Source organism: Bacillus sp. JZ34, assembly GCF_053903205.1.
Genome location: NZ_CP096403.1, coordinates 2,418,157 through 2,434,566, shown reverse-complemented (window position 1 = coordinate 2,434,566; position 16,410 = coordinate 2,418,157). Strand labels below are relative to the sequence as shown.

The window sequence follows — 16,410 nt, the reverse complement described above, 5'->3', positions numbered from 1 at the left end:
TATGCGAAAGTGACGAAAATTTATGATGCAGCAAACTGGTCAAAGCATGAAGATGATTTTACCCAAATGTTTTACAACCAAAATGTGAAGCAATTTTGGCTTCCGGAAGAGATTGCGCTTAATGGAGACCTTCTGACATGGAAGTACTTGGGTAAAAATGAACAGGACACATACATGAAGGTGCTCGCGGGGCTGACGCTTCTCGATACAGAGCAGGGGAACACGGGAATGCCCCTTGTCGCTGAGCATGTGGAAGGGCATCAGCGCAAAGCGGTGCTGAACTTCATGGCGATGATGGAAAACGCGGTCCACGCCAAGTCCTATTCAAACATTTTCATGACGCTTGCCCCGACAGAGACGATCAACGAAGTCTTTGAATGGGTTAAACAAAACAAATATTTGCAGAAAAAAGCTCAGGTCATTGTCGGACTCTATGAGAAAATCCGCCAGGGCGATAAAATTTCGCTGTTTAAAGCGATGGTCGCATCCGTTTATTTAGAAAGCTTCCTGTTTTACAGCGGCTTCTACTACCCGCTTTATTTTTACGGACAGGGCAAGCTGATGCAAAGCGGCGAAATCATCAACCTGATCTTGCGGGACGAAGCGATTCACGGCGTCTATGTCGGCCTGCTTGCTCAGGAGATTTACAATCAGCAGACACCTGAGAAAAAAGAAGAGCTGTACGCGTTTGCCATTGATCTATTAAAAGAGCTTTATGAAAATGAGCTTGAATATACAGAAGATCTGTACGACCAGGTCGGCCTTTCACACGACGTGAAGAAGTTCATCCGCTATAATGCCAACAAAGCGCTGATGAACCTTGGCTTTGAAGCTTATTTTGAAGAAGAAGAGATCAATCCGATTGTGTTGAACGGGTTGAATACGAAAACGAAGTCACACGACTTCTTCTCAATGAAAGGAAACGGCTATAAAAAAGCAACAGTTGAACCGATAAGAGACGACGATTTTTACTTTGACGATAAGTAAGCCGGCCGGGCTAAAAGGGCGCATCCGCGCCCAAGCCCCGCCTTTCAGTTATAGATACACGGCAAAATGAGAGCAGAACGAATCTGCTCTTTTCACTTTGAGGAGGAAACGGATACAATGGGAAAAATGGATGAAATCATTCTCGTGGTCCCGCGGGAAAACGTATTTGCAAATGAAACGCTGACCTTCCAAGGCGTCAACAGCGACGGTGAGAAGGTCGGGAAGATCATGGCGCATATTGAACAGCATTTCAGTGAAATGAGAAGGGGAGACGCCGAAGAAGATCCTGCGTTTAAACAGCCGATCCCTTATGTTGTCATCAAAAGAGAAGACGAAATATTTGTATACGAGCGGCTCGAAGGCGGAGGGGAAGCGCGGCTTCACAACAAGCTGTCACTCGGCTTCGGCGGCCACATGAACTTTGCCGAAGGGCTTGATTTTTCCGGTATTCTGAAGTTAAACACAGACCGTGAACTTGATGAAGAGCTTCTGATTGAGGAATCAGATAAAGAAAAAATGGTGACGCTCGGACTGATTAATGATGATGAAAACAGCGTCGGAAAAGTACATATCGGAATCCTTTCAGCGCTTGAATTAAAACCGGGCGCACACGTTGAAGTTAAAGAAAAGGAGCAGATTGCCGGCCGGTGGATGAAAGCCAGTGATCTGAAAGATAAAAGCGTCTATGACAGACTTGAATCTTGGTCACAGTTTGTCGTTGATATCTTAGTTTAAATTGGAAAACTCGCTGATTCAGCGAGTTTTCTTTTCGTATTGGACCGGTTTCCATTGAAAAAGTGAGCCCTGCTTTTCGATTAACCCGAAACCAGGGTAGGGGAAATGACACCCGTGGAGCAGGACCTGTCCGTTATAAGCCTGCCGGGCCAGCAGTCTTCTTGTCTTTTCTCCCTCTTTAGGGTCATGCTCAAGCGAAACCCGCAGCTTTGGATTGGAGATGCTTTCGGGAATGTGAAATGCGTCATTGATGATCTGACAGACCCCGTCTTTTGTCTGTAATTCAATAGTCAAGTGTCCAGGCGTATGTCCGGGCGTATGGATCAGCTTCAGTCCGGGAAGCAGTTCGGTATCTTCTGTCAGCAGCTTCAGAAGCGGCCGGACAGTGGAGAGAATGCGAAACTGTTTAGAAGCCGGCGTTTGTTTTGCGTACAGCCATTCTGCTTCACTGATCAGATGAACAGCGTTTGGAAAAGCGGGTTTCCCGTTATTCAGAAGACCTCCCGTATGATCTAAATGACTGTGTGACAAAATGACATAGTCTATGGAGTCAGGTATAATTCCCGCCTGTGTCAGGTGATGAATCAAGTGCCCGCTTTCTTGTCCGCCTGTTTCGCCAAATCCCGTATCAATCAGTATCCGTTTTTCGTTCGTTTCCAGGCAGATAAAGTTCAGCGCTACTTCAAATTCTTCAGGATAATGTTCTGCTTCATGAGGGTCTCCTCCCGCCAAAAAGAAATCCCTTGAAACTCGAAATGCTCCATCAGATAAAATTGTCATTTGAAAAGAATCGAGTTGAATGCGGTCTGGCTCCTTCATAATAAATCTTCCCCCTTTGCGTTTGACCGATCTGTCTCTTTATTAGAAGAGGCAGTTTCATTGTGTCTTTTCATTTGCGGTGAGCTTCTTGATCGGTTATTATTAAATCGTAATGATTACGATTTAATAACGGAAGTATAACTAAATCCGTTTGTTCTTTCAACCAAAATACAACTTTTTAAAAGGGAAGGAGCATCATTTCATGCCGAAACTGGAAGAGCTGTATCGGTCCGTCATTATGGATCATGCAAGATACAGGCGAAATTTTCGAAAAATCGATAAACACAGCGCGTATTACGTCCATTACAAAAATCCAACATGCGGTGATGTGATGACTTTGTTTATCGACATTAAAAATGAAAAGATCGAAGACGCAGCTTTTATCGGAGATGGGTGCAGCATCAGCATGGCTTCCTCATCAATCATGACTGAACTGATAAAAGGAAAGACGTTAAAAGAAGCCGGGCTAATGCGTGAAGCGATGGAAAATATGATCAGAAAAGGAGAAGAACCGGCAGAGGATCTGCTGGGAGATGCCGTTTCCCTGATTGGCGTCCATCCGTTACGGGCCCGCCATAACTGTGCCCTGATGCCTTGGCAGGCGCTCGATCGGATCAAGGAGAACGTTTATTAAATGAACATCACATCTAAAGCACTCCGTTTCTAAGGCAGCCAGGCAAAGAATATCGGAAGATTCAAGGGAAAAAAGGGGCAGTGACGAAAGAGGTATGGAAAACGAAACGAATGTAAAGCAGGAAGCGATGGCGCAGCTTAAACGGAAAGGCATTCGAATGACGCCGCAGCGGCTGGCCATCTACCATTATTTTTTAGCCAACAGGAACCACCCTACAATAGCTGAAATTCAACAATCATTGAGGGAGATATATCCTGCCGTCAGTACAGCGACGATATACAACACCATCCGCTATTTTAAACAAGAGGGCCTTATAAAAGAAATGGGGTTTACCGATCCGCTTCGTTTTGATCTGGCTCTAGAGGAACATGATCATGTCATATGCGAAGTATGCGGGAAAATCGTCGATTTTCATTGTCCGCAACTGGAGAAAGTAAAAGACATTGCGGCACGGCTGACCGGATTTAAAGTGACACATCACCGATTGGAACTGTACGGCATCTGCAAAGATTGCCAGGCGAAAAGAAAATACGCCGCTAAAGAGAAAGGGGTTAGATAAAAAATTTGGTTGTGCATAAAACCAAAATCCGATATATTGGTTTTATGATGAAAAATAACATTAAACGAATCAAACGAATTTCGCTTCGGGAAGAAGTGTATCAAACGCTGAAGCGCACCATCGTACATTTGGAACTAAAGCCGGGGGAGCGTCTGCATGATCAGGAGCTTGCAGAGCAGTTTGGCATCAGCCGCACACCTGTCAGGGAGGCGCTCAAACGACTGGAAGATGAAGGACTTGTTGAAACTGTTCCGGGTTCAGCAACACGTGTAGCACCGTTAAATCGCGAGGAAGCTGAACATGCTTTTACAGTCACTGCAGCACTGCATGCGCTGGCTGTCAAGCTGTCGTTTCCTTTTTTAACGGATTCAGACCTTGATCAACTGGAGGCGCATAATCAAACGTTGCAGCAAGCGATTCAAAAAGAAGACATTATCGAAGCAATCGAATCGGATGCTGCTTTTCATGAGGTGTTTTTACAAGCATCAAAAAACCCAGAAATTACCCGGGCATTGGAGAGAATTTCTTCAAAAATTTACCGCCTTGAGATGTCGCAGTTTTCCTCGATCGGCAGCTTGAAATCTGTCGAACAGCATCAGAACATCATCGATGCCTGCAGACAGGGGGATCGGAATGCGGCCATCAAGCTTGCCGAGGAAAACTGGCTCAGTCTCGGAGACCGATTGGCCGGACATCAGGAAAAGGAGTGAGGGGATTGTGAGGCCGATTATACTGGGCGTTTTTGCAGCCTTCTTTTTTGCTTTTACATTCGTTTTAAACAGGGCGATGGAGCTTGAAGGGGGAAGCTGGATCTGGAGCGCATCGCTAAGATTTATCTTTATGGCGCCTCTTTTATTTGTCATTGTTTGGCTGAGGGGGAACGTAAAAGAACTTTTTCAGGAAATCAAAAAAGCACCGGGCATTTGGCTGAGATGGAGCATCGTCGGCTTCGGCCTCTTTTATGCGCCGCTCTGTTTCGCGGCGGCTTACGGGCCGGGCTGGCTGATTGCAGGAACATGGCAAATCACGATTATTTCCGGCTCCCTTTTGGCGCCGCTTTTTTACGAAACCATCCAAACAAAAACAGGTCCCGTACAGATGAGGGGCAAAATTCCCTATAAAGGGCTGGCGATGTCGTTGATCATTTTAATCGGGGTGGCGCTGATGCAGGCTGAGCATGCGGCACAGCTTTCTTTGCATGAGATGCTGCTGTGCGTCGTGCCGGTTATGTTGGCTTCATTTACATATCCGCTTGGGAACAGAAAAATGATGGAAGCATGCGCCGGGCGCCTTGATGCTTATCAGCGGGTATTGGGGATGACGTTGGCAAGCCTTCCGTTTTGGCTGATCCTCTCACTGTACGGGCTGGCATCGGCGGGTGCGCCCAGCCGGGGACAAGTCATTCAGTCAGGTTTGGTGGCTGTCTTTTCCGGAATATGCGCAACTGTGCTGTTCTTTGCCGCAACCGATCTTGTAAAAGGGGATATGCGAAAATTAGGGGCTGTCGAGGCCACACAATCGTTTGAAGTGCTGTTTGCTGCCGCTGGTGAAATTTTGCTTCTTTCAAGTCCGCTTCCTGGTGCCATCTCATGGAGCGGCATGGCACTTGTGATTATCGGAATGGTGTTGAACAGCCATGCATCGAATCAAACGCAAAAGCCGGCGATTCAAAGTAAAGCTGCAAAAGCATAAAAAAAGCCTGCGATCTATACGAGACAGATCGCGGGCTTTTCTTGATGATTGTCCCTATTCCTGGTAAATGAAAGCGTCAAATCCGGCGTTTTTGGCTTGCTGAACGAGCGCTTCGGCATTTTCTTTGGAAGAAAAAGCGCCAATTTGCACTTTGTAAAGGCTGTCCCTGTAAATCACAAGGGCATCAAACCCTTTCGCTTCCGCTTGAGCGGCAAGCGAATCGGCATTGGCTTTGGTCCTGAAAGCGCCGATCTGCACTTTATAGAGAGCTGCTGCGTTTTTGGAAAGGTTAAATGCCCTTGCGAGTCCGTTGGCGTGGCCTCTGGCAATGGATTGAATAAACGCGGAAGACTTCAGTTTCTCGGCGTCGTTTGTATTGTCTACAAAGCCATTTTCCGTAAGGAGTGCGGGCATGGCTGTTTCTCTAAGAACATGAAAATTGGCCGTTTTCTTGCCGCGATCCCTGAAATCGACAACTTTTAAAATCTCTTCATGCATGATATCCCGATAGGTGGTGGTAGGTGCGCCGACGCCGGGATAAATGTAATCCTCGAAACCTGTCCCGCCCCCGGCATTCATGTGAATCGATAGAAAGTAGTCCGCTCCCCAGCTGTTCGCGGCGTTCGTGCGTTGCGTCAGACTGACGGTTTGGTCGCTTGTCCTGCTCAACAGGACTGAAACATTTTGATATTCATTCAGCAGCATGTTTCTTAAAGCCAAGGCGGTTTGCAATGTTAACTGTTTTTCTTGCAAACCATTAGCTGAAGCACCTGTATCAGACCCGCCATGGCCGGGATCGATAAAAATTTTTACCACAAGACATCACCTCAATAGACAGTCTATGAACAGATGGACATGAAGGGTTGTACGAACGCCACAATATTGCAGAATTTTGTAAATATTCAACTTATTATAGAGCGTCATATTCTCTTCAGGCAAGAGGTTGCATTTTTAATGTTTTTATCATATAATTCAATTACGCTGCATTGTACGTAATGATAATTAAGTTTTAACCTTTAAGCTGTAATAGGGAGTTTTATATCGGAACCGGAATGTCATGCCTTCCTCGAAAGGACGACAGGAACGTTTCTGCAGACACCCACTTTGAGGAGTGTGGTTTAAAACTTTCTTACTTGCATACGGCAATTGCAGCACTTCACTTAAGTCATTTGAATAAAATGGCTTTTTTTATTTGCTTAAAATCGGTTTACTGTAAATGTTTTATGTAAACTAACTTGCTGTAAATAAAGGGCGGACACCGCCCTTTTATTCATTTTAAAGGTAGAAGGTGCAAAAATGACTGGCATCAAAAATGCTGAATGATGATAATTCCCGTGATCATCAGGACAATTCCCAGCATGCGCTGCACATTTAAGCGGTGTTTGGGGGTTCCGAACCAGCCAAAATGATCGATGATGAGGGCGATGATCATTTGGCCGCTTAAAGCCAAAACAACAGTAAGTGACGCTCCGACAATCGGCAAAAGCAAAATATTGGATGTGATAAAGATGACGCCAAGTATTCCACCAGTCCAGAGCCACCAAGGGCTGCCCGTGATAAAGGTTTTTGCTGTATGTAAATTGTTTAAATGAAATAACCGCCGATGTTCAATGATCGACGTAAGAAAGAGAAGAATGACCATTCCAACCAAAAACGAAATAAGTGAAGCGATAAAAGGTGATTGGAGAGCATTTCTCAGCTCTGAATTAATAGATGTTTGAATCGGTGATGCCATTCCGGCAAAAAGCCCGAGCATCATGTAAAGAAAAACGTTCATAGTGTTGTTTTTCATCGGTGATGAACTCCCTTGCTATTAATATTTTTTGATAATGAAAACCCCGGAGATGATGAACAAAATGCCGATGATTCTAGGAAAGTTTAATTCATGAACGGGAATATGAAACCATCCGAAGTGATCGATGGCCAGAGCCATCACCATCTGCCCAAGCAAAGTGACGACAACTGTCAGTGCTGATCCAAGACGCGGAAGCAACAAAATATTTGAAGTTAAATAAAAAACGCCTAAACATCCGCCTCCAATGAGGATCCACAAGGGGATGGAAGGGAGAAGTCCGATGATAGACAAAAAATGGCGCTCTGTCACTAAGGCGACAATGACCAGGATAAGCGTACCGGCAAAAAAAGATATGGCCGCCGCCCCGTAAGGAGACCCGATCTTCATGCCTAGCCGTGAATTAATTGAGGTTTGAACAGGAATGGCCATTCCGGCCAAAATCCCGGCTATAAGTATTAAAATGATCATATTTTTAAAAACTCCTTTTTGCGGTAATTGGACGATTATTTCAAAGCTGAAAGTCTTGCTGTTTTTGAGGGACACTTTGTATTTTGGCGAAAAGGAGTTCATGATGCAAGTGCTGATTGATGAAAAGAATTCAAAATTTGCAGCTTTGTATCTATATCATGTTTTTCTTTTTTGAAAATCATGTTTCAAGAAGATTTTGAGATTCAATAAGGTGATGTAGCGATAAAAAAACCAAAGAGGACTCCGGCTGAGTTCTCTTTGGTTTTTGTAAGTCCGGTTCCTCGTGTTCAAAGCCGTAAAATCTCTCCATAAAAAGTAAGTTGGAATCCCGGCAAAATTCAGCTCATCCAAATCGTACAAGCAAATTTTCAGGAAAGAAGAATTGTTAAACTGAAAAAAGTCCTATAAACTACAAGTAATATTTTGTTAGGGGGTGGGAATGTGTTCAACGAAAGAGAGGCGCTCCGATTAAGACTGGAACAACTGAACAATGCCGAGATACAAGCCATACGCGAACTCCAAAATGAGCGGAAAGACATTTATTCCAGGCTGCGGGAATTAGATCATCAAAAAGTTTCATCATCACATCATAAAAAAACGTTATTAGAATTAGTCGATGAAACTGTAAATCTCTTGAAAAAATAAACCGAAAGCCGTTTGATCCAGTGGCCGTGAGGGGGGATGAAAGAATGAAATAGAGGTTTTGCTTTGTTCATATTTTGTAATTGCGCGAAAAATGGAAAGGTTAGCAACTTGACTAGGAAAAGAACATTGTATAAGATTATTCTTACAAATCCAATAGGAATAATGGCCCTAAAACTGACTGACTTGTCAATCGAGATTCCGGGTAAGGAGGAAAACACTTGGGAAATACGGATACAAGAGAGGAATTGCTACATATCGCGCTTGAGATTTTTGCTACGAAAGGATATCACGCGACAAAAATTTCAGACATCGTAAAACAGGCTGGCGTTGCACAGGGAACTTTTTACTGGCACTTCAAAAGCAAAGAAGAAATCGTCAAGGAAATCATAGACAAGGGGAAAAAAAACCTTCTTGCAGCCATTCATCAAGGCTACAGGCAGACGTTTGCTCTTACAGATGATATGATCCAATCCACGACAGCCCTTATGAAAAGAATTTTTACGTTTGCACAGGAGAACCGAAACTTAATGACGTTTTTATTAGTCAAGGGACAAGGCGCCGATCCGGAAATCAGGGAGGCAATCGAAGAGGCGCTGATCAGTGTTGAACAAGCATTTAAAAAGAACATCCAAAGGGCTACAGAGCTTGGCATGCTAAATTCCTCCCATAATACTGATCTGCAGGCCACCATGTTAACAAGTCTTGTGTTGGGCACACTATCAAAATGGCTGTTTGGGCCAAAGCATGATCTGAATTATGTCCCCAAGTTTTCAGTTGATGAAATGACTGAAGAATTGGTTCATTTTGAATTTTTCGGGCTGATAGGCCAAAGGAGGAATTAAATTTGTCTATTATTCAAAAAACAAATGGAGAGTTTGGGATTTTTCATGAAGCCGGTATGCAGGCCAAGGGGTCTTTCACTCCGAATTCAGACGGCCTTTCGCCGATTGAGCTGTTGGAAGCTTCATTAGGGATGTGTATCACCATTTCTTTGCAAAGGATGTTTGAAAGGGACGGCATAGAAGTGCAGGAGGATGAATTTTCAGTTTCTGTTTCCGCTGCTAAAGCGCCCGATGGCCCGTCCCGTGTTGAAAAATGTACGGTTAGCGTCAAATTGCCCGAGCATCTTCCGACCGACTATAAAAAGAAATTAATCACCTCTGCTGAAAGGGCATGTACAATCGGCAATACGTTAAAACGAGGGGTAACGATTGATACGAATATGGTGTAACAACCTACATGATGAAACGAAGGAGCATGAAAATGGAAAACAACAGTAAAAAACCTTCCTATACAAATGCTGATGATTTTGCTGTTACATCAGTGCCTGAAAATAAGAGAAAATCGATTTTTAACATTACGATTACAAGCTGTGCCTGGATTATCTCATTGTCGACGATTGTGACTGGAGGAGCGCTGATCCAGGGATTGAATTTTGCGCACGCCGTTTTGGCTGCCGTCTTAGGTATGCTGATTCTTGCGGTCTATGGCTTTTTTCAAGGTGTAATGGGTGCAAAATACGGAATATCGACAACCGTTCTTGCCCGTCAGGCTTTTGGACGCTACGGATCGGGCCTTTTTGGAATCGTCTTGGCGCTGACACTGGGAATCGGCTGGTTTGGCTGGCAGGTTGCTTTTTTCGGCACGACCATTTCTGAAATGTTTCCGGGTGTTTGGCTTGCAAAGCCTGAAGTCGCCATCGTTTGGGGCGGCATTTTAATGATCCTTACCGCTTTTATAGGATATCGCGGACTTGCCGCTTTAAGCTTTATCGCTGTACCTTTAGTCGTCATCTTTTCTATATGGGGCATTGTGAGTGCTGTCAATTATTCTGGAAGCTGGCATAACTTGCTGACGTTTCATCCGACAGGGGACCCTATGACGATATTTGCCGGAATTACAATCGTAGTTGGAAATGCTGCATTGGGTGCGGTTGTTTTTCCTGATGTGACGAGATATGCAAAAGGAGCGGTTTCAGGAGGAATAGGTGCGTCTGTCGGTTATTTCCTCGGAGGTGTTTTCTGTCTTGTTGCAGGAGCGGCAATGGCCATTGCTGCGAATGTTCCGGATATCGGGTCAACACCGAATATTCCTGCCGCGATGAGCAAGCTCGGACTTGGATTTTTGGCATTTTTCATCATCGTTTTTGCACAGTGGACGACGAATGATAACAATTTGTATACCGGATCTCTGGGGCTTCGCAATGTTGTGAACATTCCTAAGAAAGCACTTGTGGCGATCATGGGCGTGATCGGCATCATGATTGCATTATTAGGTGTCCAGAATATGTTTGTGCCATTCTTAACATTTTTAGGTTTGTATGTTCCGCCGATCGCAGGCGTGATGATCGCAGATCATTGGATCACAGCACCTGTCATCAAGAAAAAACAATATCGATTCGGGGCTGGAACAACTTATTCGAAGCTGAATGTTGCGGCGATTCTTTCGGTGATCATCGGAGGTTTTACCGCTTCAAAGGTAACGTTCGGCATCGGACCGATTAACTCTACTGTACTTGCATTTTTGATTTATATCGTTTTTACATTTATTTTCACAAAATTAAATCTCCGTTACGAAATCGGAGAAGCGACAGAGGAATCGTCTGGTTTTTAAGCGGATAAGGAGGAAAGGTTTTCAATGATGAATGAAAAAAACCAATGGGTATTTGGAATTGATGTCGGCGGGACGTTTACAGATTTAGTGGCTGTCAACAAGGGAGGGAAAATGGTTTCGACGAAGACGCCTTCAACCCCTGATCAGTCTGATGGTGTCATGAACGGAATTAAAAAAATGGCTGAAATCATCGGAATAGACGTAAAGGACCTGTTAGCTAATAGTCCATTAGTAGTACATGGAACAACAGTTGCCACTAACGCTTTGCTGGAATATAACGGAGCAAAGGTGGGGCTTCTCACAACGGAAGGCTTTCGGGACGAAATCGAATTCCGCCGCGCGTACAAAGAAAGCGTGTTTTCTCCGCGCTTGGAAGCACCTTATCAAATTGTCCCAAGAAGATATCGTGTGGGGATTCCTGAACGACTGGATCATACAGGAAATATCGTAAATGAGCTTGATGAAGAAGCCGTCCGCCGGGCAGTCCGCGGGTTTATCCAAGAGGGGATCGAGGCGATTGCTGTATGCTTTCTGTTCAGCTTCATGAATCCTTCGCACGAAATCCGCGTTAAAGAGATTATTCAAGAGGAAGCTCCCGGCATGTTTGTATCGTTATCGTATGAAGTGCTGCCGCAGATTCGGGAATTTGAACGGGTGAGCACGACCATTGTCAACGCGTTTACCGGCCCTTCCATGCAAAGCTACTTGAACCATCTTGACGAACGGCTTCGCGAAGACGGATTTGCCGGAGAACTGTTTGTCATGCAATCTAACGGCGGGGTCCAAAATGTCATTCAAAGCGGAAAATTTGCCGCAGGAGGCCTTCTCTCAGGTCCAGCCGGAGGAGTGACGGCTGCTTCCTTTATCGGAGAAAAATCGGGCTACGAGAACGTCATTACCGTAGACATGGGCGGAACAAGCTACGATGTCTCGGTTATCGAAAAGTTAAATCCGGCGATCACGACTGAGAACTGGATCAGCAGATACCGGGTTGCCCTGCCGATGATGGATATTCACACGATCGGCTCCGGCGGCGGAAGCATCGCCTGGATTGACAGCGGCGGAGCTTTACAAGTCGGCCCGCGAAGCGCAGGCTCCAATCCGGGGCCGACCTGCTACGGAAGAGGCGGAGAAGAACCGACAGTTACGGACGTGAATGTTTTCTTAGGCTATATTAACCCAGATAACTTTCTAGGCGGAGAAATGAAGCTTGACCGTTCACTGGCTGAAAAGGCGATCCGCACACAGATTGCCGATCCGCTCGGAATTTCGACAGTAGAAGCCGCTCTTGCAATCTCACAAATCGTCAATAGCGATATGTCAAATGCAGTCCACTTTGTGACGACACAACGGGGTCATGATCCAAGGAATTTCGCCCTAATGGCTGTCGGCGGCGCCGGAGCCATCCATGCAGGCAAGCAGGCGGAAGACCTCGGCATTAAAACCGTTATTGTTCCGTCCCTTGCCCCGGTCTTCTGTGCGCTCGGCGATGTGGCAGCAAACCTTAAAGTAACGGAGCTCAGGACGCGCTTTGAAAGTCTGAAAAACGTTGACCTGCAAGCGATGAATGCCGATTTTGAAAAGATGGAACAGACGGCCCGCGAAAAACTTGGAGGCCAGTCGGTCACCAATCAATATGAAACCCGCCGCTTTATCGATATGCGCTACGCCGGGGAAGTCCATGAAGTAACCGTACCGGTAAAATCGAGGACGCGGAGGATTACAGAATTGAATCTTGAAGCAACGGCGGCAGATTTCCATGACCTTCATGAAAGAATGTTTGCCCATAAAGATCCCGAGCACGACATTGAAATTTTAAATCTCCGCCTTGACCTGGTTGGCGTCAGAGAGCCGTTAAAGCTTAAAGAGGAGCCGTTTGAGCAGGAGGACCCTTCAAAAGCGAAAACAGGTGAACGCGATATGTATTTTGACATCGAACCGACGAGGACGCCTATTTTCAACGGATCAATGCTTGAGCCGGGCAACTTGATTGTCGGTCCGGCCATCATTGAGCAATGGGGTACGACCATTGTTGTTTATCCGGGACATGAGGCTCTAATCGATTCTTACCGCAACTGTGTCATTGAAGTAAAGCACTCTCAGCAGGCGACTAGAGGTGGAAATGCATGATCCAAGCTCAAATTCTTTATAGCAAGCTGCAATCGATCGGCAGAGAAATCGGGGATAATTTGCAGCGAATCTCCCGTTCCTCTTTGCTTTCGCAAGACCGGGCATTTGCTACAACGATTTTTACGAATGAGCTGAAAATCGCGGTTCAACATCAATATGAGCCTGAACATTTGTTCGCATTAAAAGAAAGCGTGGAAAATCTGTTCGACTATTTTTCATTTGATATCGCAGATGGAGATGTGTTGCTCGTCGCAGATCCATACAGCGGCGGAACGAAAGGACAGTCGCTCACCATGGCGGCGCCGTTATTTCTTGAAGGGGAGCTCGTACTCTTCCCTGCTGTCCGCGCTCAGATGATCGATTTGGCCGGCGAGTATCCGGGCGGATTCCATCCCGATGCATTTGAAGTATGGCAGGAAAATATCAGAATTACACCTGTTAAGCTTTATAAGCAAGGCGTTCTGCAGACCGATATTCTTCGTTTCTTATTATCAAACAGCCGGGTGCCCGCTTCTTTTAAAGCGGATTTGGAAGCCATGTATACATGTTTGCATGGCGCCAAACAGCAATTGAAAACGTTTCTTGGTAGCTACGGCCAGAAAACAGTGACCGAATCGATCGACAGCATGTTTGAATACAGCCGCAAAAGGGTTGAGCACCATGTCTCTTATCTGCCTGAAACAGAAATGAGCGCTGTCCAGGAGTTTGAAGTTTCCGAAGGAAGCAAGAGTACAATTCATGTGCAAATTTCAAAGAAGGACGATGCGGTTGAAATCGATTTGAGCAGATCATCGGCGCAATCCGTAAAGCCGGTTAATTCGCCTGCCGCTTTAACGAAGGCGTTTGCCGTTTGGCCGTTCCTGGCGAGAATTGCCGATGAAATACCGATCAATGAAGGAACGCTTCAACCTTTTCAAACGAAGACGAGGCTGGGTACGATTTTGGATCCGGGATTTCCTGCAGCGACAGCATTAGCTCCAAGCATTACCGGCCATTTCATCGCTGAAGCGGTATATAAAGCCATTCAAAACGGACAAAGCACGAATGAAGAATTTCCGCCGATTTACGGGACAGGTCCGCAGGCCGTTTTTTATCCGGAGCTTGGCGCTGAAGCTGAAACGAAATCAATCGTTTTGGCGCCCGGGTATCCATCAGCTTCAAAAGGCTTCGGGCCGCCTGCTTTATTTGGTCAACGGATGCTTGTCTCTGCAGAGGAATTGGAGCTTTACCACGGTTTTAAAATGGTTTCCCGGGAGTGGACGGACAATGGGGAGGAAATGAAAGTGTCTCTGCTTAACCAGGAGGACGATATTTATTTCAACCTTCTTCTGCCTTTTAGTGAAAGGGGAGAATACGGGTCTCTGTCAAGAACGGGAGATCGTGACGAAATCTTTTATGAAAGCACGGTAAACCAACATGTGAAAAAAGGCGAGCTCCTCGTCTTTACGTACTCTCAAAAGGAGGAGCAGCTATGATTAATCAGGACTTTATTCTATCACAGGTGGTCGGCGGTTCCCTTGATGCGGTTGCCAGGGAAATGAGCGCCACTGTTACGAGAACGGCCCGTTCACCATTGTTTAACGAAGCACACGATTTTACGACGGGCGTCTTTGACCTTTCTGGCAAAAAATCGCGCCTTGTCGCGCAAGCCCCGGGCTGTACGCTGCACCTTTATGCGGTAGTAGGCGCAGTTGACCATTTATTGGACGCTTTTCGGTACGATCTTCATCCCGGAGATATTCTCCTGGTGAATGATCCGTATCATGGAGGCTCGCACAGCCTTGACTGGACAATCGTCATGCCGGTTTTTTATAATCGCAAGCCGATCCTGCTCCCTGCTGTCCGAAGCCATATGGCCGATAATGGAGGACCGGTTGCCGGAGGGTACAATCCGCGCTCAAAAGACATTTGGCATGACGGGCTGCGGATTCCGCCATTAAAAATTTATGAGCGGGGAGAAAAGCGCAGGGATGTATTCGATTTAATTGTTGCAAACAACCGGCTTTCCCATTGGCTTGAAGGCGACTTAAACGCGATGATCGGGGCATGCAAGGTCGCTGCCTCCCGAATCCAAACGATGCTGGATAAGTATGGCGCCGAGAAGGTGATTACGGCCATTGACAACCGGATTCAATATACAGAAAACAGGGTTCGCGATGAAATCACCAGCTGGCCGGACGGCACCTATGTCGGTGAAACATTTGCTGACCACGACTTTCAAGGCAACCGCGATATTAAGGTTCGCGCAACGGTGACCGTCAAAGGCAGCGATCTTCACATTGACTTTACCGGCTCCTCTCCGCAAGTAAAGGGCTTCATCAACAGCCCGCTTTCAAATACGACTTCATTTGCTTTTGTCGGTATTTCGACTTGCTGTGATGAGGATATTCCGATCAATGAAGGATATATGAATCCGGTAACAGTAACTGCGCCTGTAGGAACAGTTGTGAACCCGCAGCTGCCGGCACCGTGCGGACACGCAACTGCGTGCGTAGGAGCAGAAATAGCCGAGGCTGTTCTCCAGGCCATTTCCCAATGTGCGCCAAAACGCGTCGGAGTGAACGCCCATAAGCTTCCTCTCGCTTATTCCCACGGAAAATACGACGACGGGAAGCCGTGGGTGAACCTGAATTTTTACGGCTATACCGGCGGTGCGGGGGCTGCATACGAAACGGACGGATGGGGGCTTTATCCGCCTGTTATGACAGGAGTTATTCTGCCATCTATTGAAATGACTGAAGTTCAATACCCGAGCCGTGTATTAAAGCATGAATATACGAGCGATTTTACGGGAGCAGGCCGATGGAGAGGCACCCCCGGGTTGGATGTTCAGATCCAGCACTTAAAGGAAAGCCGCACAAGCGTCATGATGGCAGGGGTCCGAAATACAACAAAAGGCTTCTGCGGAGCTGGCGATGCACCAAGCAACAAGGTGATCGTCGGGTATGGAACAGACGAAGCCAAAGAGATCGAGGAAACGGCTTTTGAAGTCAAAATGCCTGCGGGCGGCATCATCCAATTTTACCGTGCAGGCGGCGGAGGCTGGGGAAATCCGCTGGAACGTGAACCCGAAAAGGTGCTGGACGACGTCTTCAACGAGTTTGTCAGCATTGAATCAGCATTGCAAGATTACGGTGTCGTGATTGACCCTGAGACACTTACCATTAATGAAATGGAAACAAATCGTGTGCGGGCTTCACGCCTTTCATAAATAAAAAAGCTGATCTGAAAGGAATGAAGACACCTTTTCGGATCAGCTTTTTAAATACTCATATGGTAAAAAGAGGATAATCGCTTTCGGGAGAGAATGTAAACATAACCGGTTTGATCTTT

The 16,410-nt window shown here is 46.1% G+C and carries 16 protein-coding genes, 1 other RNA gene and 1 pseudogene; 14 read left to right on the top strand and 4 right to left on the bottom strand.

Annotated elements, in window-relative coordinates; all coding sequences use genetic code 11:
* Positions 1-9: 9 nt before the first annotated feature.
* The gene (nrdF, locus tag M1D90_RS12260; protein WP_020451505.1) at positions 10-987 is read left to right on the top strand and encodes a class 1b ribonucleoside-diphosphate reductase subunit beta; all 978 of its coding nucleotides are present in this window, start codon (positions 10-12) and stop codon (positions 985-987) included.
* A gap of 117 nt (positions 988-1,104) precedes the next feature.
* A complete protein-coding gene (locus tag M1D90_RS12255) occupies positions 1,105-1,722 on the top strand; it encodes a hypothetical protein (RefSeq protein WP_020451506.1) in 618 nt (205 codons plus the stop codon).
* A gap of 18 nt (positions 1,723-1,740) precedes the next feature.
* On the opposite strand, the gene M1D90_RS12250 is transcribed toward M1D90_RS12255, so the two are convergent.
* Positions 1,741-2,541, bottom strand: a complete 801-nt coding sequence (locus M1D90_RS12250) for an MBL fold metallo-hydrolase (RefSeq protein WP_128822440.1) — start codon at positions 2,539-2,541, stop codon at positions 1,741-1,743.
* A gap of 202 nt (positions 2,542-2,743) precedes the next feature.
* On the opposite strand from M1D90_RS12250, the gene sufU reads away from it, so the two are divergent.
* The 4 genes from sufU to M1D90_RS12230 all read left to right on the top strand — a co-directional run bounded on the left by sufU (position 2,744) and on the right by M1D90_RS12230 (position 5,426).
* Positions 2,744-3,175 carry a Fe-S cluster assembly sulfur transfer protein SufU gene (gene sufU / locus M1D90_RS12245; protein WP_020451508.1) on the top strand — a complete coding sequence of 144 codons (432 nt, stop codon included), beginning with the start codon at positions 2,744-2,746 and terminating at the stop codon, positions 3,173-3,175.
* A gap of 94 nt (positions 3,176-3,269) precedes the next feature.
* On the top strand, positions 3,270-3,734 hold the full coding sequence (locus tag M1D90_RS12240; protein ID WP_026579698.1) for a Fur family transcriptional regulator: 465 nt from the start codon (positions 3,270-3,272) through the stop codon (positions 3,732-3,734).
* A 44-nt stretch (positions 3,735-3,778) separates the two neighbouring features.
* Complete coding sequence (locus tag M1D90_RS12235; protein WP_026579697.1) at positions 3,779-4,444, top strand: GntR family transcriptional regulator; 666 nt, start codon at positions 3,779-3,781, stop codon at positions 4,442-4,444.
* A 7-nt stretch (positions 4,445-4,451) separates the two neighbouring features.
* Complete coding sequence (locus M1D90_RS12230) at positions 4,452-5,426, top strand: DMT family transporter (protein ID WP_456282799.1); 975 nt, start codon at positions 4,452-4,454, stop codon at positions 5,424-5,426.
* A 54-nt stretch (positions 5,427-5,480) separates the two neighbouring features.
* Here the strand turns inward: M1D90_RS12230 and M1D90_RS12225 are convergent, their stop codons facing one another.
* Positions 5,481-6,242 (bottom strand): N-acetylmuramoyl-L-alanine amidase, encoded by a 762-nt coding sequence (locus tag M1D90_RS12225; protein WP_025811494.1) that lies wholly within the window; start codon positions 6,240-6,242, stop codon positions 5,481-5,483.
* Between the two features lie 159 nt (positions 6,243-6,401).
* On the opposite strand from M1D90_RS12225, the gene ssrS reads away from it, so the two are divergent.
* A non-coding RNA gene (gene ssrS, locus M1D90_RS12220) (6S RNA) lies at positions 6,402-6,585 on the top strand.
* A 147-nt stretch (positions 6,586-6,732) separates the two neighbouring features.
* On the opposite strand, the gene M1D90_RS12215 is transcribed toward ssrS, so the two are convergent.
* A complete protein-coding gene (locus M1D90_RS12215) occupies positions 6,733-7,218 on the bottom strand; it encodes a DMT family transporter (protein ID WP_020451514.1) in 486 nt (161 codons plus the stop codon).
* Between the two features lie 21 nt (positions 7,219-7,239).
* A complete protein-coding gene (locus tag M1D90_RS12210) occupies positions 7,240-7,689 on the bottom strand; it encodes a DMT family transporter (RefSeq protein ID WP_023857645.1) in 450 nt (149 codons plus the stop codon).
* Between the two features lie 441 nt (positions 7,690-8,130).
* Between M1D90_RS12210 and M1D90_RS12205 the strand changes: the two are divergent.
* The 7 genes and pseudogenes from M1D90_RS12205 to M1D90_RS12175 all read left to right on the top strand — a co-directional run.
* A pseudogene (locus M1D90_RS12205) lies at positions 8,131-8,253 on the top strand (hypothetical protein); the annotation flags it as partial.
* Positions 8,254-8,552: 299 nt separating this feature from the next.
* The gene (locus M1D90_RS12200; RefSeq protein WP_020451517.1) at positions 8,553-9,176 is read left to right on the top strand and encodes a TetR/AcrR family transcriptional regulator; all 624 of its coding nucleotides are present in this window, start codon (positions 8,553-8,555) and stop codon (positions 9,174-9,176) included.
* 2 nt (positions 9,177-9,178) lie between these two features.
* The gene (locus M1D90_RS12195; RefSeq protein WP_020451518.1) at positions 9,179-9,565 is read left to right on the top strand and encodes an OsmC family protein; all 387 of its coding nucleotides are present in this window, start codon (positions 9,179-9,181) and stop codon (positions 9,563-9,565) included.
* A 32-nt stretch (positions 9,566-9,597) separates the two neighbouring features.
* Entirely contained in the window at positions 9,598-10,947 is a 1,350-nt protein-coding gene (locus tag M1D90_RS12190; RefSeq protein ID WP_075213262.1) for a cytosine permease, read from the top strand.
* Between the two features lie 24 nt (positions 10,948-10,971).
* Entirely contained in the window at positions 10,972-13,077 is a 2,106-nt protein-coding gene (locus M1D90_RS12185) for a hydantoinase/oxoprolinase family protein (protein ID WP_456282798.1), read from the top strand.
* Positions 13,074-14,552, top strand: a complete 1,479-nt coding sequence (locus tag M1D90_RS12180) for a hydantoinase B/oxoprolinase family protein (RefSeq protein ID WP_456282797.1) — start codon at positions 13,074-13,076, stop codon at positions 14,550-14,552. Before M1D90_RS12185 ends, M1D90_RS12180 begins: the two co-directional genes overlap by 4 nt.
* Positions 14,549-16,288: a hydantoinase B/oxoprolinase family protein gene (locus M1D90_RS12175; protein ID WP_023857639.1), complete on the top strand. Its 1,740-nt coding sequence runs from the start codon at positions 14,549-14,551 to the stop codon at positions 16,286-16,288. The genes M1D90_RS12180 and M1D90_RS12175 overlap by 4 nt, the downstream gene beginning before the upstream one ends.
* Positions 16,289-16,410 lie beyond the last annotated feature (122 nt).